The following is a 21604-nucleotide window of genomic DNA, read 5'->3' on the forward strand; positions in this document are numbered from 1 at the left end:
TGATTCCAGCGTAGCTGCCACGGCCTGCAGCGAAGCAGGCCGTGGCGCCCGCGCTCAGAGAATGTTGAACGGAATGGTGGTGACCACGCGGAACTCATCCAGGCTGCCATCGCCCTGGGCCTTGCTGGCGCGATGGGTGGTGTAGGTGGCGCGGATGCTGGTGTCTTTCAGCGGCCCGCTCTGCAGCGCGTAGCTGGTGCCGATACCCCACTCATAGTGGGTTTCGCCATCCAGGCCATTCACGTCGTAGGCAGTGCCGCGGTAGTGAGTGCCGTCGATACCCCAGCCGCGGGCGTTGTACAGGTTGAACTTCAGGCCAGGTACGCCATAGGGCGCCATGTTCAGCACATAGGAAAGCTGCAGCGATTTCTCGTTGGGGCCGTTGAAGTCCGACAGCAGCGAGTTGGCCAGGAAGATGCCGTTGGTTTCGTGCAGGTAGTCGAAGTACTCATTGCCGTTGACCTGCTGCCAGGAGGCGCTGAGGGTGTGGGCCTGATGGGTCAGGCCCAGTGACAGGCTGTAGGTGTCATTGTCGATCTTGCCCATTTTCTGGCTGCCGGCGTCGACGGTCTTGTAGTAGTTCAGGCCGGTGCTCAGGCTGAGCACTGCGCTGTCGCCGAGCACATGGTTGGCGCCCAAGTAGTACTGGTTCCAGAAGTCCTCGACCTTGGTGGCGTACAGGCTGGTACTCAGGCTCTTGAACGGCTGGTAGTTGATGCCGGCGGTGCTGGCACGGTCGGTTTCCACGCCGGTGGCGCTGTACTCGCTGCGGAACTTGCTGAGGCTCTGTTCGGTACGTGGCGAGACGCGGTCGAAGGTGCCCAGGTCGAGGCTGAGGTTGTCGAATTCAGCGCTGTGCAGGAACGCGCCCTGGAAGCTCGAGGGCAGGGCGCGGTTGCCGATGTAGGCGATCATCGGCGTATCCACCGACTGGCGGCCAAGGGTAAGGGTGGTGTTGGACACGCGCGCCTTGATATTGCCCAGGCCTAGTTTGCTCCACTGGCCGATGGGGTCGCCATCGCTGTGGGTGAGGGTGCGGTTGTTGGGGCCGGCAATGGCTTCGCGGCTCTGCTGCAGGGCGATGGCGTTGTAGCCGGCAGCCTCGACGGCGAAGCCCACGGTGCCCTGGGTGAAGCCGGAGCTGTAATTGAGGATGGTGCCCTGGACCCAGTTTTCACGGCTGTGGGTGTCGTGGCGGGTGCCGTCGTTCTTATAGTACTTCCACAGCGGCGCGCGTGCGGCGCGTTCGCGGGCATACCAGTTGCGGGTGCTGCCGGACAGGCTTTGGCCGTCGATGAAGCCGCTGGCTTGCGCTTGCTCGCTGCTGCTTTTGAGGGTGAGCGGGAGGTAGTCCTGGCTCTGCGGATCTGCCTGGGCCACCGTGGAAAAGGCACTGATGGATAACGCCAGTGCGGTCAAGGTGAATACTTTCAAGGTTAAAGCTCCCTTTCTTTTCTAGTTATGGCCGGCCTTGTGGGCCGGGTGATTGCTGCGGTGTTGCCAGGGGTGCCGCGGGATCGCCGGGCAGAATCGGGGCGTTGTGTTGGCCGTTCTGGCCTCTTCGCGGGCAAGCCCTCTCCCACAGGTAGGGCGCAGTGTCCGAACCTGTTGAGATCCTGTGGGGGCGGGCTTGCCCGCGAAGAGGCCGGTACTGGCTAACGCTTAATCAACACTCACACCGGAAAAATCATTGCGCCCAAACGGGCTGACCTTGAACTGGGAAACCTTGACGCTAAGCGGCTGGCTCACGGTGGAATGCGCCACCGGCGTAATCGGTACCTGCTGCTTTAGCCGCTGCTGGGCCTGCTGGTACAGGGCGGTGCGTTGCGTACGGTCGGTCACTTGCTTGGCCTGCTTGACCAGGCTGTCGTACTGCGGATCGCACCACTGCGAGTAGTTGTTGCTGCCGATGGCATCGCAGCTGTAGAGGGTGCCGAGCCAGTTGTCCGGGTCGCCGTTGTCACCGGTCCAGCCGATCAGGGCGATGTCGTGCTCACCGTTTTTCATGCGCTTGAGGTATTCGCCCCATTCGTAGCTGACGATGCGCACCTTGAAACCGAGCTTGCTCCAGTCGGCCTGGAGCATTTCGGCCATCAGCTTGGCATTGGGGTTGTACGGGCGTTGCACCGGCATGGCCCACAGGGTGATCTCGGTGCCAGGTTTGACACCCGCCTGCTGAAGCAGCTGTCTGGCCTTTTCCGGCGCGTACGGGGCGTCCTTGATGCTGTCGTCATAGGACCACTGGGTCGGTGGCATGGCGTTGACCGCCCGTTGGCCGGCGTCCTGGTACACCGCCTGGAGGATGGCTTCCTTGTTGACCGCCATGTCCATTGCCTGGCGCACTTCCAAGCGGTCGAATGGCGGGTGCTGGGTGTTGTAGGCGATGTAGCCGAGGTTGAAGCCTGGTTGCTGGAGCACCTGCAGCGTGCTGTCGGCCTTGAGCGCCGGCAGGTCGGCCGGGCGTGGGTGCAGGGTGACCTGGCATTCGTTGCGGCGCAGCTTCTGGATACGCACCGAGGGGTCGGTATTGATCGAGAACACCAGGTTGTCGATCTTCACTTCGTTCGCTGCCCAATAGTCCTTGTTGCCCTTGTAGCGGATCTGCGAATCCTTCTGGTAGCGCTGGAACACGAATGGCCCGGTACCGATAGGCTGCTGATTGATGTCGCTGGGGCGTCCACTGGCCAGTAGCTGCTCGGCGTATTCAGCGGAGAGGATGGAGGCGAAGCTCATGGCCAGGTTCTGGATGAACGCGGCATCGACGGTGTTCAGGGTGAACACCACGGTCAATGGGTCGGTCTTCTCGACGCGGGCGATGTTCTTGTCCAGGCCCATGCCGTTGAAATAGGGAAACTCGGTAGGGTAGGCCTGACGGAACCGATGACCCTTGTCGAGCATGCGGTTGAAGGTGAACAGCACATCGTCGGCATTGAACGTGCGGCTCGGGCTGAAGGCCTTGTTGCTGTGGAACTTGACCCCTTCACGCAGGTGGAAGGTGTAGCGCAGGCCGTCGTCGGACACCTCCCAGCGCGTCGCCAGGGCCGGGTGCACGGCGGTGCCGCCACGTTCGAACTCGACCAGGCGGTTGTAGATGGGTTCGGCGGCGTCGTTGTCGGTGGCGCTGGTGTACTGGGCGGTGTCGAAACCGGCGGGGCTACCTTCAGAGCAGAACACCAGGTTGTTGGCGAGCAGGACCGGGGATTGGCTGATCAGGCCCAGGGCCAGCAGGGTCGAAAGGCGTTTGGCGTGGCGCATGGCAATTCCTTTTTCATCTGTTTGCGCCGCCTTGGGGTGCGAATGGCGGCAACAGTTAGCCGACCCCGCAGCGGATAGCCGCAGGACGACATGAAAGGGTGGCAAGGAGGGAGGGGCACCCGCCGCTCAGCGGGTGCCTCGGTCAGCCTATTTGTCCACGCTGACGCCGTAGAAGGCGTTCAGCGCGAATGGGCTGATCTTGAAGTCCTTCACCTTGGCGCTCATGGGCTGGTAGACGGTGGAGTGGGCGATCGGGGTGATCGGTACCTGCTCCTTGAGGATATGCTGCGCCTTCTGGTACAGCTCGGTACGTTTGGCCTGGTCGGAAGTGGCCTTGGCCTGCTTGATCAGGTCGTCGTAGGGCTTGTAGCACCACTTGGAGAAGTTGTTGCCGTCGATGGCATCGCAGCCGTACAGGGTACCCAGCCAGTTGTCCGGATCACCGTTGTCGCCGCTCCAGCCGATCAGCATGGCGCCCTGTTCGCCGCCTTTGGAGCGCTTGATGTATTCGCCCCATTCATAGCTGACGATCTTTGCCTTGATGCCGATCTTGGCCCAGTCGGACTGGAGCATTTCGGCCATCAGTTTGGCATTGGGGTTGTACGGGCGTTGCACGGGCATGGCCCATAGGGTGATTTCGGTGCCTTCCTTGATGCCGGCTTCCTTGAGCAGTTGCTTGGCTTTCTCGGGGTCGAAAGCGGCGTCCTTGATGCTGTCGTCATAGGACCACTGCGTGGGCGGCATGGCGTTGACCGCCAGCTGGCCGGCGCCCTGGTACACCGACTCGATGATTTTTTTCTTGTCCACGGCCATGTCCAGCGCCTGTCGGACTTTCAGCTGGGCCATGGGGTTGGCCTCGTTGCTGCCCTTGATCTTGTCCATCACGTTGTAGGCGATATAGCCGAGGTTGAAGCCGGCCTGCTGCGGCATTTGCAGGTTCTTGTCGGCTTTTAGCGGCTCGATGTCGGCCGGGCGTGGGAACAGGGTGACCTGGCACTCGTTCTTCTTGAGCTTCTGCATGCGCACCGAGGCGTCGGTGGTGATGGCAAAGATCAGGTTGTCGATCTTCACGTCCTCGGGCTTCCAGTAGTCCTTGTTGCCCTTGAAGCGGATCTGCGCGTCCTTCTGGTACTTGCTGAACACGAACGGGCCGGTGCCGATCGGCTTCTGGTTGATGTCGGCGGCCTTGCCACTCTTGAGCAACTGGTCGGCGTATTCGGCGGACTGGATCGAGGCAAAGCTCATGGCCAGGTTCTGGATGAACGCGGCGTCAACCTCGTTGAGGGTGAACTTCACCGTGTGCTCGTCAAGCTTCTCCACCTTGGCAATGTTCTTGTCCATGCCCATGTCGGTGAAGTATGGAAACTCGGTGGGGTACGCCTTGCGGAACGGGTTGTCCTTGTCGAGCATGCGGTTGAAGGTGAACAGCACGTCGTCGGCGTTGAACGGGCGACTGGGCTTGAAGTAGTCGGTGGTGTGGAACTTGACCCCTTCACGCAGGTGGAAGGTGTAGGTCTTGCCGTCGTCGGACACTTCCCATTTGGTCGCCAGGCCCGGGATGACCGCAGTGCCGCCGCGCTCGAACTGGGTCAGGCGGTTGAACACGGTCTCTGCCGAGGCATCGAAGTCGGTCCCGGTGGTGTACTGCCCCGGATCGAAGCCGGCTGGGCTGCCTTCGGAGCAGAACACCAGGTTGGATGCGGCAACGGCCGACGGTGCGCCGCTGAGCAAGCCTGCACCCAGCAGGAACGGAATGACTGCGTGTTTGAGCATGGTGGCCTCATTGTTGTCATTTTTTGGATGAGGTGGCCTCGTGAGCCGACCTGCGGATACTTATGCAGGGGGCGTTCCCAATGCAACAGGTACAAGGATAGTTGGCGCCGGGAAAGTGGCACGAACGTACATGGATGTCGCATTGGTATAACTTTTGGCGAAGTTAAACGTTTGCGTAGGCAAAATGATGGCGTTTTGCGCGATGTTTCTAGGCAGGGGAAAGCGTAGGACGCACCCTGTTGGTGCGTAAGAAATGTCTGAAAATCGTGAAAATGACGCAGTCACCCGTAGGAGCGGGTTTACCCGCGAACACGGGCGAAGCCCGTGCCATCCACCGCCGTGTCTTGCTCGCGGGCTCCCACAGATGATGCGTGGACGCCTTATGGCATCTGCACTTCGATCAGGCCATCGGCATTCATGCTCACTTCACTGGTGCCCGCCTCGATATCTGGCGCCGGTGCTGCTTCATCAGCCCCCATGGCCTTCATCGCCATCGGCGCGCTACGCAAGTACGGGCGCGGGTAGCCGCTGCTGTTGAGGTTCAGGCTCACCACTTTGTAGCCTTTGCCACCCAGCGCTTCGGTCGCCAGTTGCGCGCGTGCCTTGAAGGCATCGACCGCATCCTTGAGCAGAGCATCCTCGCTGGCCTTGCGCGTGGCCGGGGCGATGGAGAAATCCATGCCAGCCATTTTCAGCTCTTGCAACAAATCGGCGGTAAGCTGGGACAAGGCCGGGAAGTTGGCGCTTTCAAGGCGCAGTTCGGCGCGCTCGCGCCAGCCGGTAATTTTCTGGCCCTTGCTGTCATACACCGGGTAGCTGTTGCGGCTGCCTTGGCTGATCTTCACGTCCTTGACCTGGCGCGACTGCTGCACGGCCTTGTTCATGGTTTCGGTAATCTGCTTGGCGAGCTTGCCCGGGTCGCTGTTCTGCGCTTCGCTGTACAGGGTCACGACCATCAGGTCGCGCGCCACTTCCTTGCTGACTTCGGCACGCAGCGATACCTGGTTGAAACGCGGTTCATCGGCAGCCAGTGCCGGCAGGCTGGCGAGCAGGCCGCAAGACATGATCAGGGCGGCGCCGCGACGTGGGATTTGCATGTGGTACTCCTTGGCATTTGAAGGCGTGGGGGCTGGTCATCCATTCCACGCATGGCCCATAGGACCGGCAACAGTGTAGTGGGTTCAAAAGTGCCATCATGAACCTGTGACAAAGTGTGGCGCTTTGCCGCATCGCTGCAGCGAGGCGCCTGGCTTCGGTATACTCCAGCCGATTTTTCTGGAGCACTCATCAGGAGAGCTCATGCTCGCCGCCGTACAACCGTTGTCCGCTACCCGCCAGAACCTCTGGCGCCTGACCGTCATTCGGGTCCTGGTCCTGGCAGCCCAGGCCGGCTCGGTGGGCGTTGCCTACTGGACCGAACTGCTGCCATTGCCCTGGCTGTCACTGGCCGGCACCTTGGCCTTGTCTTCGTTGCTGTGTGCCTTCACGGCACTGCGCCTACGGCTGTCGCTGCCCGTCACCGAAATGGAGTACGCCCTGCAACTGGCCTGTGACCTGCTGATCCACAGTGCCTTGCTGTATTACTCCGGCGGCTCGACCAACCCGTTCGTGTCGTATTACCTGGTGCCGCTGGCGATCGCTGCGGTGACCTTGCCGTGGCTGTATTCGCTGATCCTGTCGGGCATTGCGCTGACGGCCTACAGCTTGCTGCTGGTGCAGTTCTACCCGCTCGAAGGGCTGCCGATGGCGCGGGACAAGATGCAGGTCTACGGCATGTGGCTGAGCATTGCCCTTGCGGCGGCTGTGATCACCTTTTTTGCCGCGCGCATGGCCGAAGAACTGCGCCGACAGGAGCAACTGCGTTCAGAGCGGCGTGAAGAAAGCCTGCGCGACGAGCAATTGCTGGCTGTGGCTACCCAGGCCGCCGGTGCCGCCCATGAGCTGGGCACGCCGCTGGCGACCATGAGCGTGCTGATCAACGAAATGCGCCAGGACCATACCGACCCGCTGTTGCAGGAAGACCTGCAGATCCTCCAGGACCAGGTAAAGCTGTGCAAAGAGACCTTGCAACAGCTGGTGCGCGCAGCCGAAGCCAACCGGCGCCTGGCCATCGTGGAGCAGGATGTGACCGCCTGGCTGGACGAGGCGCTCAACCGCTGGCACCTGATGCGCCCGGAAGCCAGCTACCGCTTCCAGCGCCTGCGCGACGGCAAGGTGCCGCGTCTGGCGCCGCCGCCAGACCTGACCCAGGCGTTACTGAATCTGTTGAACAACGCCGCCGATGCCTGCCCTGATGATCTGGAGGTTCGCCTGGACTGGGACGCCCAGGACATCGTCATCAGTATCCACGACCATGGTCCTGGTGTACCGCCAGCCATTGCCGAAGCCATTGGCAAACCTTTTATTACCACCAAGGGCAAAGGCTTCGGCCTGGGCCTGTTCTTGAGCAAGGCCAGCGTGACCCGTGCGGGCGGCTCGGTGAAACTCTATAGTCATGAACAGGGTGGCACCCTGACCGAACTGCGCCTGCCCTATGGCAAGCGAGGAGATGAATGATGAGCGAAGAAAACCAGGTCGAAAGCGAAGAGCTGCCGCACCTGCTGCTGGTGGATGACGATGCCACCTTCACCCGGGTCATGGCCCGGGCCATGAGCCGTCGCGGTTTCCGTGTGAGCACTGCCAGTTCTGCCGAAGAAGGCTTGATTCTGGCCCAGCAGGACCTGCCGGACTACGCCACGCTGGACCTGAAGATGGATGGCGACTCCGGCCTGGTGCTGCTGCCCAAGCTGCTGGAACTGGACCCGGAAATGCGCGTGGTGATCCTGACTGGGTACTCGAGCATTGCCACCGCAGTGGAGGCGGTCAAGCGCGGTGCCTGCAACTACCTGTGCAAGCCGGCTGACGCCGATGACGTGTTGGCAGCACTGCTGTCGGAGCACACCGACCTGGATACCCTGGTGCCGGAAAACCCGATGTCGGTCGATCGCCTGCAGTGGGAACACATCCAGCGCGTGCTGAACGAGCATGAAGGCAATATCTCGGCCACCGCGCGGGCGCTGGGCATGCACCGACGGACGTTGCAGCGCAAGCTGCAGAAGCGACCGGTTCGGCGCTGATTCCTTATCGATGATGTTGGCCTGTTCGCGGGGGAGTCCGCTCCTGCAACAGTGAGCGCGGGCTTGCCCGCGAAGGGCTGCAAAGCAGCCCCCATCAAGGCGAGCTCGATGAAGGTACTGTTGGTCATCCTTGCGCTGGTTGCAGGTAGCGCCAAAGCTGAAGACTGGCCTGACCCGCAGTGGCAGAACGACCCTGCCACCCTCGACTGGCAGGCCGTCGATGCCTACGCCTTTCCTGCACGATCCTCCTCGGAGCGCAACGGCATCCGCACGGACGCTCTGCTGATCATCCGCGATGGGCGTATCCTCCACGAGCGCTACACCGCGCCCACCCGCGCCGCCACCGCGCACCTGACCTGGTCGGTAAGCAAGAGCGTACTGGCCACGGTAATGGGCGTAGCCCAGGGCGAAGGCCGCTTCCAGCTGCAAGACCCGGTCAGCCGCTTCTATCCCCCCATGCGCGCCCACCCAGGCGTGCGCGTGGCCGACCTGCTGCACTGGGCCAGTGGCCTTGAGTGGCAGGAAGACTACGAATACGCGCCGCTGAAGTCCTCGGTGGTGGCCATGCTGTATACCCGTGGCCGCGCAGACATGGCCGCCTACGCAGCGGCCCGGGGTGCCGCCGCCAGCCCCGGTCAGCGATTCCTCTACTCCAGCGGCGACAGCAACCTGCTGGCCGCCGCGCTGCGTGGCATGCTCGATGCCGGGCAGTACCCCGACTACCCCTGGCACGCACTGTTCACCCCGTTGGGTATCGGCAGTGCGGTGTGGGAGCGTGACCGGGCAGGCACTTATGTAGGCTCTTCCTATCTCTACCTTAGTGCCCGTGATTTGGCCCGTATTGGCCTGCTGATGTTGCGCGACGGGCGCTGGCAGGGCCGACAATTGCTGCCCAAAGCCTGGGTGGCCTTCAACCGCACCCCGTTTGCCCAGGCCCAAGCGCTGCCCGGCGAGGCCATCCCGGGTGGCCACTGGTGGCTCAACCAGCCGCTGGCTGGCGCCGAACGGCCTTGGCCCAGTGCACCCGCAGACACCTTCGCCGCCCTTGGCCACTGGGGGCAGGCGTTATATGTGCTGCCTGAGCAAAAGCTGGTGATCGTGCGCTACGCCGATGACCGCGACAGCAGCTATCGACATGACGAATTGCTCAAGCGGGTGCTGGCGGTACTGGCCGGGGAGGGGGCATGAAGCGGTTATTGCTGCTGGCGCTGGCAGGGCTCCTGTACTGGGCCTGGCAGGAACGCCAGGCGCTGGCGGATTTCCCCGGCATACTCTCGGCCTACTCGGCCAAGGAATACTGTTCCTGCCGCTTTGTCATGGGCTTCGACAAGGTGTACTGCCAAGGGTACGTGAAGCAGTGGCTGCCACTGAGCCTGCTGGAGGAAAACAGCCAGCAGCAGCGAGTCACCGCTGAAGGCCTGGGGCGGCGCAGCCAGGCGGCTTGGCAAAGCATGCGTGAGGGCTGCCGCTTGCTGCCATGAATGCAGGCGGGTAAGGTTGGCGGCCTGGTTTCACGAGATCTGTCATGTTCAAGTTGCCCCGTCTGCTGCCTGCCTTATTGCTGGCTCTGTGCCTGCCCGCTCATGCCAATTGGCACCTGGATGGCGAATCTTCACGGCTGTCGTTCATCACCGGCAAGAACGGCGACACCGCCGAAGTGCATCGCTTTCTGGTGTTGCATGGCACGGTCGATCGCAAGGGTATGGCCGGGTTGAGGATCGAGATGGACTCGGTGAGCAGCGGTATTCCGCTGCGTGACGAGCAAATGCGCGACAACCTGTTCGAGGTCGAGCGCTTCGCCGAGGCCACAGTGAAGGCGCAGATCGACCTGCAGCCGATCAATGACCTGGCCGACGGTGCTCAGATCGAATTGCGCCTGCCGCTGACGGTCACCTTGCATGGCCAGTCGCACAGCTACAATGTCCTGTTGCTGGCCACCCGCCTGGATGCGCGGCGTTTCCAGGTGGTGACCCTTGAGCCTCTGGTGCTGCGCGCCGAAGATTTTGGCTTGCTGCCGGGGCTGGAAAGCCTGCGCAAGTTCGCCAGGTTGAAGTCCATCAACCCGTCGGTACCGGTTAGCGCGGTGCTGATCTTCACTGCGCGCTGACATGGCGGGGCCGGTCTTCCCCTGGCGGGATGGCAATCAGTTCGAACTGCTTATCGACGGCCCTGCGTTCTTTCCGCGCATGCTCCTGGCGATCATGCGTGCCGAGTTCCAGGTTGACCTGGAGCTGTACCTGGTCGAGGCCGGTGCCTGTGCCGAGGCGGTGGTCGACGCGCTGGAGCAGGCTGCCCGGCGTGGCGTGCGGGTGCGGTGCCTGTTCGATGACTACGGTTCATTGGCTTTCAACAGCGCGTTGCGTCAGCGCCTGCTGGACGCTGGCGTGTACTTGCGCTGGTATAACCGCCTGCGCTGGAAGCGTGGCCTGCGTAACCTCTACCGTGATCATCGCAAATTGCTGCTGGTTGACGAACGTTGGGCCGTGGTGGGGGGGACGGGCGTTACCGACGAGTTCTGGACGCCGGGTGAGGCGACCAGCGAATGGCACGAAGTGATGGTGCAGATGCAGGGGCCGGTGGTGAGCGACTGGCAGTTGCTGTTCGACCGTCAGTGGCAAGCCAACAACCGCCGCACCGCCTGGCGCCCTGCTGAAGGCTTTGGCCTGCCGCGTCTGCCCAAGGTGCCTGCGCAGGGGCAGGGCATGGGCCGTGTTGCTTATGCCGACGCCCGCCAGCACCAGGACATCCTTCACGCGCTGGTACGGGCGCTGAACAGCGGCAAGAAACGGGTGTGGCTGGCCACGCCGTACTTCTTGCCGACCTGGAGCGTGCGCCGTTCGTTGCGCCGGGCTGCCAGCAAGGGCCTGGACGTGCGTCTGTTGTTGACCGGTCCGCGCACCGATCACCCCTCGGTACGCTACGCCGGGCATCGTTACTACCCGCGCCTGTTGCGTGCGGGCGTGCGGATTTTCGAGTACCAGCCGTGCTTCCTGCACCTGAAGATGGCTGTGGTAGACGACTGGGTCAGCGTCGGTTCGTGCAACTTCGACCACTGGAACCTGCGCTTCAACCTTGAAGCCAACATCGAAGCGCTGGACCCGCCGTTGACAGCGGCGGTGGTGGCCAGCTTCGAGCGCGACTTCGCCCAGAGCGAAGAAGTCGACCTCGCCCACTGGCATGCTCGCCCATTGTGGCGCAGGGTGAAGCAACGGATCTGGGGCTGGCTCGATCGGTTGGTGGTCAACTTCCTCGACCGCCGTGACTGACAGCGGCTATCGTGCAGTGATTATTCAAAGCTAACCGAAGGAGTGGGCGAGATGACGGCGAAGAAAATTCTCATGCTGGTGGGCGACTACGTCGAAGATTACGAAGCGATGGTGCCGTTCCAGGCTTTGAGCATGGTGGGCCACACGGTGCATGCGGTGTGCCCGGAAAAGCTGGCGGGGCAGACCGTGCGTACCGCGATTCATGACTTTGAGGGTGAACAGACCTACAGCGAAAAGCCTGGGCACAATTTTGCCCTGAATTATGATTTCGTGCGGGTGCGGCCCGAGAGTTATGACGCGCTGCTGATCCCGGGTGGCCGGGCGCCGGAGTACCTGCGCCTGAATGAAAAGGTGTTGGACCTGGTGCGGGCGTTCGACCAGGCCGGCAAGCCGATTGCGGCGGTCTGCCATGGGGCCCAGCTGCTGGCAGCGGCAGGGGTGCTGGAGGGGCGTGAGTGCAGCGCGTACCCGGCATGTGCGCCAGAAGTGCGCCTGGCGGGTGGCACGTTCATCGACATCGCGGTGGACCAGGCGCATGTGGATGGCAACCTGGTGACCGCACCGGCATGGCCCGCGCACCCGGCCTGGCTGGCGGCGTTCCTTAAAGTGCTGGGCACGCGTATTGCCTGACAGGCTTGGTTGAGTTGGCAGCGGGTTGCTTCAGGCAACCTGCTCCACCCAGTCATTGAGGTTGTAGTAGTTGGTCACCCGGGCAATCTTGCCACAGTGAATATAGAAGAACGCCCCCGCCGGCAGCACATAGGTCTGGCCGTTTGCTGTCGGCAACCCTTCGTCATCGGCCAGGTATTGGCCATGCACGGTGAACTCCGCCGCCGCGCGGCTGCCATCGGCGTTCTGCATCACCACGATGTCGGCCAGGCGCTCGCGGTAGCAGCGGTTCATCTTTTCCATGAACGCGGCGAACCTGGCCTTGCCCATCTGACGCTCGCCCTGGTTGATGTCGTGGATCACGTCTTCGCTGAGCAGCGCCAGAAACGCCGGCATGTCACCCGCGTTGAAGGCGGCGTAGTAAGCATTTACCAGTTCGGTTGCGGTCATGGAACATTTCCTGTCGTGTAGGGAAAAGGCGGGTCGTTAACTCGGATGATAGGGTTTCCCCTCAAGCCCGGCTTAGCCGAGCGCGTCATCCACATCGACAAAACGACCGCCAAACATGGAAATACGCCTGTTGCACGGTGCCGCTATCGCGCCTTACATCGATGACCTCGCTCGCCTGCGCCTTACTGTGTTCCGCGAGTTCCCCTACCTTTACGACGGCACCCCAGAGTACGAGGCCGACTACCTGGCCAACTATGCCCGCTCCGGGCGCAGCCTGGTTGTGCTGGCGCTGGACGACGGCAAGGTGGTCGGCGCCTCTACCGGCCTGCCGCTGGTGGATGTCGCGCCCGAATTCCAGCAGCCATTCCTGGCCCAGGGGCGCGACCCGGCCAGTGTGTACTACTTCGGTGAGTCGCTGGTGTTGCCGGCATACCGCGGCCAGGGCCTGGGGGTTCGCTTCTTCATCGAGCGCGAGTCCTACGCACACAAACTGGCCGAGTTCGATTACTGCGCGTTCTGCGCGGTCGAGCGACCTGGTGCGCACCCGCGACGGCCAGCCGAGTACAAACCCCTGCATGGCTTCTGGCGCAACCGCGGCTTCCTGCACGACCCATCGCTGCGTACCACCTACGCCTGGCGCGACCTGGACGAGCAGGAAAGCTCCGACAAGCTGATGTCGTTCTGGCTCAAGGCACTGCCGATATGATCCGCCTGGCAGCCTGCCAGTACGCCATCGAGCTGCACGAAACCTGGGACGCCTACGCCGACCACCTGCAAGGCCTGTGCGCCGAAGCGGTGGAGGCGGGTGCACGCTTGCTGCTACTGCCGGAGTACGCCGGGCTGGTGTTGAGCGGCCAGCTGAATGCCGGGCAGCGGGAAGACCTGAAGGCTTCAATTGCCGGCATCCAGCCGCTGATCGAACCTTGGAAAGCGTTGTGCGAGAGCCTTGCCCGCCGCTGGGGGATCTACCTGCAACCGGGCAGTGTGCCGGTGCTGGACAACGATGGGCGCTACCGCAACCGTGCCTGGCTGTTCGGCCCCCAAGGTGTGCTGGGTTATCAGGACAAACTGATGATGACCCGCTTTGAGCGCGAGCAGTGGGACATCGCGGCAGGCCAGGGGCTGCAGGTGTTCGAAACCGAACTGGGGCGCTTGGGCATCCTGATCTGCTACGACAACGAGTTCCCGATGCTGGCCCGCCGCCTGGCCGAGTGTGGTGCCGACCTGATCCTGGCGCCAAGTTGTACCGATACCGAAGCCGGTTACCACCGGGTGCGTATTGGCGCCCAGGCGCGCGCCCTGGAGAACCAGATTGCCGTGTTGCAGAGCCCTACGGTGGGGGTGGCGCCCTGGTCGCCGGCATTGGACGAGAATATCGGCCGGGCAGGCTTGTTCGTACCGCCGGATCACGGGATGCCGGGGGATGGGGTGGTGGCGTTGAGTAAGCAGTTGAACCCGGACTGCAGCCAGTGGCTGGTGTGCGAGGTAGATCTGCAGGAAGTGCGGCGGGTGAGGCGGGAAGGGCAGGTATTTACCTGGCGGGACTGGCCGGAGCAGTTCGAGAGAGTCCTGTGATGACAGTGCGGCCTCTTCGCGGGCAAGGCTGCCCCCACAGGTAACGCGTAGCCTTCTGGCTTGCGCTGACGTGTGGGAGCGGGCTTGCCCGCGAAGCAGCCGCCGCAGTTACATCAGGTTACTTCACTTCGACGGCCAGGCTTTCGGCAATCTTGCTCTGCCACAGGGCAGGGCCAGTGATGTGTACCGACTCACCGTTGCTGTCCACGGCGACGGTCACCGGCATGTCCTTGACTTCGAACTCGTAGATCGCTTCCATGCCCAGTTCGGCGAAGGCCAGTACCTTCGACTTGCGGATGGCCTGGGCGACCAGGTAGGCAGCGCCGCCAACGGCCATCAGGTACACGGCCTTGTTGTCCTTGATCGCCTCGATGGCGGTCGGGCCACGCTCGGACTTGCCGATCATGCCCAGCAGACCAGTCTGCTCAAGGATCTGGCGAGTGAACTTGTCCATACGGGTAGCAGTGGTCGGGCCGGCTGGGCCTACCACTTCGTCACCCACCGGGTCGACCGGGCCGACGTAGTAGATGAAGCGGCCTTTCAGGTCTACCGGCAACTCTTCGCCACGGTTGAGCATTTCAACCATGCGCTTGTGCGCGGCATCGCGGCCGGTCAGCATCTTGCCATTGAGCAGGATGGTTTCACCCGGCTTCCAGCTGGCCACTTCTTCCGGGGTGATGTCGTCGAGGTTGACGCGACGGGCGCTCGGGCCGGCTTCCCAGACGATTTCCGGGTAGGCGTCCAGCGACGGCGCTTCCAGTTCTGCCGGGCCGGTGCCATCGAGCACGAAGTGGGCGTGGCGGGTGGCGGCGCAGTTGGGGATCATGCACACCGGCAAGGACGCGGCGTGGGTCGGGTAGTCCATGATCTTGACGTCGAGCACGGTGGTCAGGCCACCCAGGCCCTGGGCGCCGATGCCCAGCTGGTTGACCTTGTCGAACAGCTCCAGGCGGATTTCTTCCAGGCGGTTCTGTGGGCCACGGGCCTTCAGTTCGTGGATGTCGATGGACTCCATCAACACTTCCTTGGCCATGACCGCGGCCTTCTCGGCGGTACCGCCGATGCCGATGCCGAGCATGCCAGGTGGGCACCAGCCAGCACCCATGGTCGGCACGGTTTTCAGTACCCAGTCGACGATCGAGTCGGATGGGTTGAGCATGGCCATCTTCGACTTGTTTTCCGAGCCGCCGCCTTTGGCTGCGACATCGACTTCCACCTTGTCGCCGGGGACGATGGAGTAGTGGATCACTGCCGGGGTGTTGTCCTTGGTGTTCTTGCGGGCACCGGCCGGGTCGGCCAGGATCGAAGCGCGCAGGACGTTTTCAGGCAGGTTGTAGGCGCGACGCACACCTTCGTTGATCATGTCGTCGACGCTCATGGTGGCGCCATCCCAGCGCACGTCCATGCCCACGCGGATGAACACGGTGACGATACCGGTGTCCTGGCAGATTGGACGATGGCCGGTGGCGCACATGCGCGAGTTGATCAGGATCTGGGCGATGGAATCGCGTGCAGCAGGCGATTCCTCACGCAGATAGGCCTCATGCATGGCCTGGATGAAATCGACGGGGTGGTAGTACGAGATGAATTGCAGGGCGTCGGCGACGCTCTGAATCAGGTCGTCTTGCTTGATCACGGTCATGCAGCGCGCTCCTCTTAAAGACGGGAACATTCAAAAAGACGCTCGACATAGCCGACCAGCACGTCGAAGCGCCTTGCAAGGCGCCGGCAGGTCAGGCCGACGGAAAAAGGCGCGGCAGTATAGCGCGCATCGGTGCCCGGCACACCTGCGGCCGGTCTGGACCATGGTCGGCAGCGTGCAGGCATCTATTTTGCTGGTGTGCGCTGCTTGGCTTACAGTGAGTCTTGGATAGCAGGAGATGTACCGAACATGCCCGAAATTTGCGTGGGCGAGCGCCGCTGGGTGGTGCCCATTGGCAGCAACCTGCTCGATGCCCTCAACGAGGCAGGGCTGAATGTGCCTTACAGTTGCCGCGCCGGCAGTTGCCACGCCTGCCTGGTGCACTGCCTGGACGGGCAACCGGCAGACGCTTTGCCCGAGGCATTGGCGTTGGAGAAGCACGCCCAGGGCTGGCGCCTGGCTTGCCAGTGCCGGGTGGTCGAGGACCTGCGCGTGGCGTTATACGACCCCTTGCTGGGTGGTGTACCGGCGCAGGTCTGTGCGTTGGACTGGTTTGGCGATGTATTGCGCCTGCGGTTGCGCCCCGATCGGGTGGTGCGTTACCAGGCGGGGCAGCATGTGGTGCTGTGGCTAGGCGCGGTTGCTCGGCCTTATTCCTTGGCCAGCCTGCCGGGCGAGGATGATTTTCTCGAGTTTCATATCGATTGCCAGCGGCCTGGTGCCTTTTGCGACAAGGTGCGTGGTCTGCAGGTCGGGGATGAGATGCGTTTGGGGGAGTTCAGAGGCGGAGCCCTTCATTACGACCCTGATTGGCAGGAGCGGCCGCTGTGGTTACTGGCTGCGGGAACCGGGCTGGCGCCACTCTGGGGTATCTTGCGCGAAGCGTTGCGCCGGGGGCATCGGGGCGAAATCCGGGTGGTGCATGTGGCGCGGGATCCGGCTGGGCACTATCTGGCGGAGAAGCTGCTGAAGCTGCCAGGGGTGAGTGTCGAGCTGGTGCTGGTGGAGCATGTGGATGAAGCGCTGGCCGAGATGCGGCTGTTGTCGCGCCAGACGGTGGCGCTGCTGTGTGGGGCACCGGGGAGTGTCGAGCGGTTTGCCCGGCGCATGTTCATGGCAGGGGTACCGCGGGGGCAGGTGTTTGCTGATGTGTTCGTCGAGCATGCCTGAGTAGCATTTGAAGTGCGAAGGGCCGCAAAGCGGCCCCTCTTTCATGCGGCGCTGCGCTCGGCGACGGGCACCTCGGCCTGCCCCCGTCGATAGAGAACCAGGTAATACGACCCCAATCCGATCAACCAGCAGAACACTGCCGTCCACACATTGTGCGACAGGAAGTGCGCCCCCTGCATCATCCTGCCCACCGACAGTATCGACCCTGCTGTCAAGGCCACTATAAACGCCACCCGCGCCACGCGCGGCTTGCGATCACGCAGCATGAAGAACAAGGCGAACAGGCAGAACCCGGTCGCTGCATGCCCGCCCGGCCAGCACAGCCCAGGCTTGTCGGTAGGTGGCCGTGGTTCCAGCAGCTTGCTGTAGGTTTCGGTGCCGCCAAACTGGGTCAGGCTCCAAGGGCACTGCACCTGGGTGACTTTTTTCAACGGCGTGACAAACGCCGTGGACAAGCCCAGTGCCAGCGCCAGGCAGCCCAGTTCACGGCGCCAGCCAAACAGGCGCTTCCAGAAAAAGCTCGCGGCAAAGGTCAGCAGCGATATCACCCCCAACAGGATCACCACTTGCTTGACCCGGTCATGCAGGATGTTTTCCAACAGGTAACTGTGGCGGCCAATGAACTGCCCGGCAGCGGGGTCGAAGAACAGGTTGGCGACATCCATGTCGACTGAAGTCAGCTCCAGCAGGATCAAGGCCACCGCAGTCGCCAGGGGAATCCCCAGGTACAGCCAGTAGTTGATCGGGCGAGGGCGGGTGCGTTGCTGCATGACAGCTCCAGGGCGCGAAAAAGAACGGGTATTGTCGGCCGCCCGCTATCCTGTGTCCGTGAAGGATCAGTGAAAAAACCGTCAAGTGCGGTGAATTTTCCCCAGGGCTGGCACCGTGCAGGCATAGGCCTTAAGCTGCGCCTGCCGCGCACCACAGCGAGAAGCGCCGCACAGGAGAAACCGATGCGCATTCTTTTGGTTGAAGACAACCGCGATATCCTGGCCAACCTGGCCGATTACCTGGGCATGAAAGGCTACACCGTCGACTGTGCCCAGGATGGCCTGTCCGGGCTGCATCTGGCTGCCACCGAACATTACGACCTGATCGTACTCGACATCATGCTGCCAGGCATCGATGGCTACACCCTGTGCAAGCGCCTGCGCGAAGATGCCCGCCGTGACACGCCGGTGATCATGCTCACTGCCCGCGACCAGCTGGACGACCGCCTGCAAGGTTTCCGCTCGGGTGCTGACGATTACCTGCTCAAGCCATTTGCCCTGTCGGAGCTGGCTGCGCGCATCGAAGCGGTGCTGCGCCGTGCCCAGGGCGGTGGGCGGCGCACCCTGCAGGTGGCTGACCTGAGCTACGACCTCGACACCCTCGAGGTGACCCGCCAGGGGCGCCTGCTGAAGCTCAACCCGGTCGGCCTCAAGCTGCTGGCGGTACTGATGCAGAAAAGCCCGCACGTACTGCGCCGCGAGGTGCTGGAAGAAGCCTTGTGGGGCGACGACTGCCCCGATAGCGACAGCCTGCGCAGCCATGTGCATCAGCTGCGCCAGGTGATCGACAAACCGTTTGAAAAACCGTTGCTGCATACCGTCCATGGCGTCGGCTATCGCCTCGCCGAGGGCCGCGATGGAGTTTAAGCAAAGCCTTGCCCAGCGCATCATCATCGCCTTTGCCCTGATGAGCGCGCTGGTGGCCGGAGCCTTCGCATTCGGTATCGTCGGCACAGTGCACCTGGTCGAAGAGCGACTGATTTCCTCGGTACTGGGCGGTGATCTGCAGCGCCTGTTGCGTATGGACAGCGTCAGTGACTGGAGTCATCGGCCTCGCCCAGACCAGCTGTTCTATTTCAGCGGCGGGCGTGACGACTTCGAGCTGCCCAAGGACCTGCGGCACCTCGACCGCGGTTTCCACGAGGTGTTCCGAGACCAGCTGTCCTACCATGCCATGGTCGAGATCGTCGATGGTCGCCGTTATGTACTGCTGCAGGACCAGAGCGACTTCGAGGAGCGCGAGCGCGTACTGTTTGCCGTGGTTGTGGTGGGCTTCGTGCTCAGCCTGGTGTTGGCCGTCATCCTTGGCTGGCTGGTTGCACGTCGGGTAATGGCACCGGTCATCCGCCTGGCGCGTCAGGTGCGCCACCGCGATCAACTATTGGGCCTGGCCCCGCCGCTGGCTCCGGATTATGCGGCAGACGAAGTCGGCCAGCTTGCAGTGGCTTTCGACGACACCCTGGGCCGCCTGCGTGATGCGCTGACCCGCGAGCGGCTGTTCACCAGCGACGTCAGCCACGAGCTGCGCACGCCGTTGATGGTGTTGGCTACCTCGTGTGAGCTTCTGATGGAAAACCCCGGCCTCGATGCCCGTGCGCGTAGCCAGGTGGAGCGCGTGGCGCGGGCCACCGAAGAAATGCGCGAGCTGGTCAAGACCTTCCTCATGTTGGCCCGCGCGCAGCGTGATGAGGGGGCAGTGGCGTCACGGGCGACCCTGCGCGAAGTGGCCGACGAGCTCATCGGGGTGTGGCGCGACACCATCGAACAGAAAGGCCTCACCCTGTATTTCGATGGCCGCGTGAGCGCTAGCCCTGTGCTGTACAACGCCACCTTCCTGCAGTCGGTGATGGGCAACCTGCTGCGCAATGCGGCGCACTACACCGACAGTGGGTATATCCGCCTGAGCCTGGAAGCCAACGGTTTCAGCGTAGAGGACAGCGGCGTGGGTATCCCCGAAGAGCAGCGCGAGGCCATGTTCAGGCCGTTCGTGCGTGGCGATGAACGGCGTGGCGAGGGGCTTGGGCTGGGGCTTTCGCTGGTGCAGCGGATCTGCGACGACCAAGGTTGGCGTGTCACCCTGACATCCACCTTGCCGCATGGCTGCCGCTTCCAGGTGGACCTGAGCAACACCGTGGCCAAAGGCGACCCGGACACCTTGGTCGAGTAATTTCTTGTATCAGGTCAAATAGTGCTCAACGTTTTTTTCACATTGGCATGACCTGATTCCAACGCTTGCATGACTAGTGTGGGCGCAATGGAGTCAGGAGATGCCCAATGCGTAGCCCCATCAAGCTTGAATTTTCCGAGAAGTACGACAAAGACCATGCGCGCGAGTACTTTCTCAAGCACCAGGACGGCCTGGCGCGACGCCTTTCCCACAAGCGAGATGAGCAGTTGGCGCGCCGCGCCTTGGCATTGGCGGGCGAGCCTGGCCTGGTACTCGACCTGCCATGCGGAGCGGGCCGTTTCTGGCCGCTGTTGGCGGAAAAGCCCAATCGGGTAATCATCGGTGCCGACAACTCCGAGGCCATGATCGAGACAGCCTGTGCGGCGCAACCGCCAGAAGTGGTGGCACGGGTACGGCCTTTGCAGACTTCTGCATTTGCCATCGACCTGCCAGACAACGCCGTGGACAGCATTTTCTGCATGCGCCTGTTCCATCACATTGGCGAGTCGGCGCACAGAAAGACCATTCTTTCGGAATTTCAACGGGTTAGCCGTGATAGTGTGATCCTTTCCCTGTGGGTGGATGGCAACTTCAAGGCCTGGCGGCGGAAAAAGCTTGAGCAACGCCGTAGCGCCAAGGCCGAACAGGACAATTACCAGAACCGTTTCGTGTTACCTGCCGAAACGGTCGAAGAAGAATTCAGGGCCGCCGGCTTCAGAATCCAGGAACGCCTCGACTTCCTGCCGTTCTATGCCATGTGGCGGGTCTATGTATTGCGTAAGGGGTAGTGTTTGATGGCTGTAGCCCATAAAGGGGAAGCGCAGTTCGATTTTTACTGGCGCCAGCAAGGCGAGTGGGTCGAGGAGCCTAACCAGCGCCGCGGCGGCGAGAGTGGCGTGCAACGCCTCAACGATGTCGATGGCAAGCTGTTGTATGCCAAACGCCAGGTTGGGCATATCTACCGCAGCCTGTTGCACCCTTTTGGTCGGCCGACCGTGTTGCGTGAACTCGATGCGCTGAACAGTTTCGAGCAGTTGGGCGTGCGTGTACCGCGCATCGTCTTCTGTGGTGCGCAGCGCGATGCCGAGCACCAGTGGCGCGCGCTGCTGGTCAGCGAAGCGCTGGACGGTTTTGTCGAACTCGACACCTGGCATGCCGAAGGTGCCCGCGAGCGTTACCCGCAGGTGGTGCATGAGCGCATGCTCAAGGACCTGGCGGACAACCTGGCGCGGATGCACCTGGGGCACTGGCAGCACGGCTGCCTGTATGGCAAGCACGTATTCATCAAGGTAATCGGCGAGGGCGAGCAGGCCCGGGTCGAAGTGGCGCTGCTGGACCTGGAAAAGTGCAGGCGGCGTATCAGCTGCCAGCGGGCGGCCGGCAATGACTTGCGTCAGCTGCGCCGCCATTCGTCGCTCAATGACGCGGAATGGCGGACGCTGCTCTACTTTTACAAGATGGCGTTTGGCAGCGCTGTCAAAGGGTTAGAGTAATGAAACTAGAAATTGCTCGAGCTTTGTTCCTGGTAGCTGGCCTGGCGGTGACCACCGTGGCGGTGGCTGCCTGGGAAGAGCCGAGGCCAACCGTGTTCAGCAAGGCTGAGATGGCAGAGCAGTGCGCGTTGCCGCGGGATGCAAAACCGCAGCAGCAGGCCCGGAGCGAGCCGGACCAGGACCTTTTGCTGTTCCTGTTTGGCCTGCGTCAAGGGTTGCGGTCACAGGGATGAACCCTGCGTTAGCTGGAAAAGCCAGAGGCCTCGCGATTGCGGGGCCTTTGGTTTTTTGCGTCTGCCTTGCCGGCCTCTTCGCGGG

General features: G+C 62.5%; 22 protein-coding genes. 15 read left to right on the forward strand and 7 right to left on the reverse strand.

The window, feature by feature from the left end:
- Positions 1-54: 54 nt before the first annotated feature.
- The 4 genes from FQ668_RS03975 to FQ668_RS03990 form a co-directional block, all read right to left on the reverse strand.
- On the reverse strand, positions 55-1434 hold the full coding sequence (locus FQ668_RS03975; protein ID WP_019439057.1) for an OprD family porin: 1380 nt from the start codon (positions 1432-1434) through the stop codon (positions 55-57).
- 228 nt (positions 1435-1662) lie between these two features.
- The gene (locus tag FQ668_RS03980) at positions 1663-3255 is read right to left on the reverse strand and encodes an ABC transporter substrate-binding protein (RefSeq protein WP_014589780.1); all 1593 of its coding nucleotides are present in this window, start codon (positions 3253-3255) and stop codon (positions 1663-1665) included.
- A 147-nt stretch (positions 3256-3402) separates the two neighbouring features.
- Positions 3403-5028, reverse strand: a complete 1626-nt coding sequence (locus FQ668_RS03985) for an ABC transporter substrate-binding protein (RefSeq protein ID WP_019439056.1) — start codon at positions 5026-5028, stop codon at positions 3403-3405.
- A gap of 380 nt (positions 5029-5408) precedes the next feature.
- Entirely contained in the window at positions 5409-6125 is a 717-nt protein-coding gene (locus FQ668_RS03990; protein WP_003255248.1) for an SIMPL domain-containing protein, read from the reverse strand.
- A gap of 202 nt (positions 6126-6327) precedes the next feature.
- On the opposite strand from FQ668_RS03990, the gene FQ668_RS03995 reads away from it, so the two are divergent.
- The 7 genes from FQ668_RS03995 (at position 6328) to FQ668_RS04025 (ending at position 12040) form a co-directional block, all read left to right on the forward strand.
- Positions 6328-7584: an ATP-binding protein gene (locus FQ668_RS03995; RefSeq protein WP_014589781.1), complete on the forward strand. Its 1257-nt coding sequence runs from the start codon at positions 6328-6330 to the stop codon at positions 7582-7584.
- Positions 7584-8144, forward strand: a complete 561-nt coding sequence (locus tag FQ668_RS04000) for a response regulator transcription factor (protein ID WP_003255244.1) — start codon at positions 7584-7586, stop codon at positions 8142-8144. The genes FQ668_RS03995 and FQ668_RS04000 overlap by 1 nt, the downstream gene beginning before the upstream one ends.
- Positions 8145-8252: 108 nt before the next feature.
- On the forward strand, positions 8253-9332 hold the full coding sequence (locus FQ668_RS04005; protein ID WP_014589782.1) for a serine hydrolase: 1080 nt from the start codon (positions 8253-8255) through the stop codon (positions 9330-9332).
- Entirely contained in the window at positions 9329-9625 is a 297-nt protein-coding gene (locus tag FQ668_RS04010; protein WP_014589783.1) for a hypothetical protein, read from the forward strand. The genes FQ668_RS04005 and FQ668_RS04010 overlap by 4 nt, the downstream gene beginning before the upstream one ends.
- A gap of 44 nt (positions 9626-9669) precedes the next feature.
- Positions 9670-10251, forward strand: coding sequence for a YceI family protein (locus FQ668_RS04015; RefSeq protein WP_003255241.1), 582 nt, complete (start codon positions 9670-9672; stop codon positions 10249-10251).
- A 1-nt stretch (position 10252) separates the two neighbouring features.
- Entirely contained in the window at positions 10253-11410 is a 1158-nt protein-coding gene (locus tag FQ668_RS04020) for a phosphatidylserine/phosphatidylglycerophosphate/cardiolipin synthase family protein (RefSeq protein ID WP_014589784.1), read from the forward strand.
- A gap of 51 nt (positions 11411-11461) precedes the next feature.
- Positions 11462-12040: a DJ-1/PfpI family protein gene (locus tag FQ668_RS04025; RefSeq protein ID WP_014589785.1), complete on the forward strand. Its 579-nt coding sequence runs from the start codon at positions 11462-11464 to the stop codon at positions 12038-12040.
- Positions 12041-12070: 30 nt separating this feature from the next.
- Here FQ668_RS04025 and FQ668_RS04030 read toward each other — a convergent pair whose 3' ends face one another.
- On the reverse strand, positions 12071-12469 hold the full coding sequence (locus tag FQ668_RS04030) for a nuclear transport factor 2 family protein (protein ID WP_010952100.1): 399 nt from the start codon (positions 12467-12469) through the stop codon (positions 12071-12073).
- A 115-nt stretch (positions 12470-12584) separates the two neighbouring features.
- Here FQ668_RS04030 and FQ668_RS04035 point away from each other — a divergent pair, with 115 nt between their 5' ends.
- Together FQ668_RS04035 and FQ668_RS04040 are read left to right on the forward strand one after the other, a co-directional pair.
- A complete protein-coding gene (locus tag FQ668_RS04035; protein ID WP_003255235.1) occupies positions 12585-13175 on the forward strand; it encodes a GNAT family N-acetyltransferase in 591 nt (196 codons plus the stop codon).
- Entirely contained in the window at positions 13172-14044 is an 873-nt protein-coding gene (locus FQ668_RS04040; protein ID WP_014589786.1) for a carbon-nitrogen hydrolase family protein, read from the forward strand. Before FQ668_RS04035 ends, FQ668_RS04040 begins: the two co-directional genes overlap by 4 nt.
- Before the next feature lie 118 nt (positions 14045-14162).
- Here FQ668_RS04040 and FQ668_RS04045 read toward each other — a convergent pair whose 3' ends face one another.
- Positions 14163-15686: a fumarate hydratase gene (locus tag FQ668_RS04045; protein WP_003255232.1), complete on the reverse strand. Its 1524-nt coding sequence runs from the start codon at positions 15684-15686 to the stop codon at positions 14163-14165.
- Positions 15687-15935: 249 nt separating this feature from the next.
- Between FQ668_RS04045 and FQ668_RS04050 the strand changes: the two genes are divergently transcribed.
- The gene (locus tag FQ668_RS04050) at positions 15936-16856 is read left to right on the forward strand and encodes an iron-sulfur-binding ferredoxin reductase (RefSeq protein ID WP_076402589.1); all 921 of its coding nucleotides are present in this window, start codon (positions 15936-15938) and stop codon (positions 16854-16856) included.
- A 41-nt stretch (positions 16857-16897) separates the two neighbouring features.
- Here FQ668_RS04050 and FQ668_RS04055 read toward each other — a convergent pair whose 3' ends face one another.
- Positions 16898-17626 (reverse strand): phosphatase PAP2 family protein, encoded by a 729-nt coding sequence (locus tag FQ668_RS04055; protein ID WP_144179892.1) that lies wholly within the window; start codon positions 17624-17626, stop codon positions 16898-16900.
- A 183-nt stretch (positions 17627-17809) separates the two neighbouring features.
- Here FQ668_RS04055 and colR point away from each other — a divergent pair, with 183 nt between their 5' ends.
- The 5 genes from colR to FQ668_RS04080 all read left to right on the forward strand — a co-directional run bounded on the left by colR (position 17810) and on the right by FQ668_RS04080 (position 21519).
- Positions 17810-18493, forward strand: a complete 684-nt coding sequence (gene colR, locus FQ668_RS04060; RefSeq protein ID WP_003255215.1) for a two-component system response regulator ColR — start codon at positions 17810-17812, stop codon at positions 18491-18493.
- On the forward strand, positions 18483-19793 hold the full coding sequence (locus FQ668_RS04065; RefSeq protein WP_014589790.1) for a HAMP domain-containing sensor histidine kinase: 1311 nt from the start codon (positions 18483-18485) through the stop codon (positions 19791-19793). Before colR ends, FQ668_RS04065 begins: the two co-directional genes overlap by 11 nt.
- 107 nt (positions 19794-19900) lie before the next feature.
- Positions 19901-20581: a class I SAM-dependent methyltransferase gene (locus FQ668_RS04070; protein WP_010952107.1), complete on the forward strand. Its 681-nt coding sequence runs from the start codon at positions 19901-19903 to the stop codon at positions 20579-20581.
- A 6-nt stretch (positions 20582-20587) separates the two neighbouring features.
- On the forward strand, positions 20588-21286 hold the full coding sequence (locus tag FQ668_RS04075; protein WP_014589791.1) for a lipopolysaccharide kinase InaA family protein: 699 nt from the start codon (positions 20588-20590) through the stop codon (positions 21284-21286).
- Positions 21286-21519, forward strand: a complete 234-nt coding sequence (locus FQ668_RS04080) for a hypothetical protein (RefSeq protein WP_014589792.1) — start codon at positions 21286-21288, stop codon at positions 21517-21519. Before FQ668_RS04075 ends, FQ668_RS04080 begins: the two co-directional genes overlap by 1 nt.
- The last annotated feature ends 85 nt before the right edge of the window (positions 21520-21604 follow it).

The organism is Pseudomonas sp. Kh14 (assembly GCF_900291005.1).
In the GTDB taxonomy this organism is placed as follows: domain Bacteria; phylum Pseudomonadota; class Gammaproteobacteria; order Pseudomonadales; family Pseudomonadaceae; genus Aquipseudomonas; species Aquipseudomonas alloputida.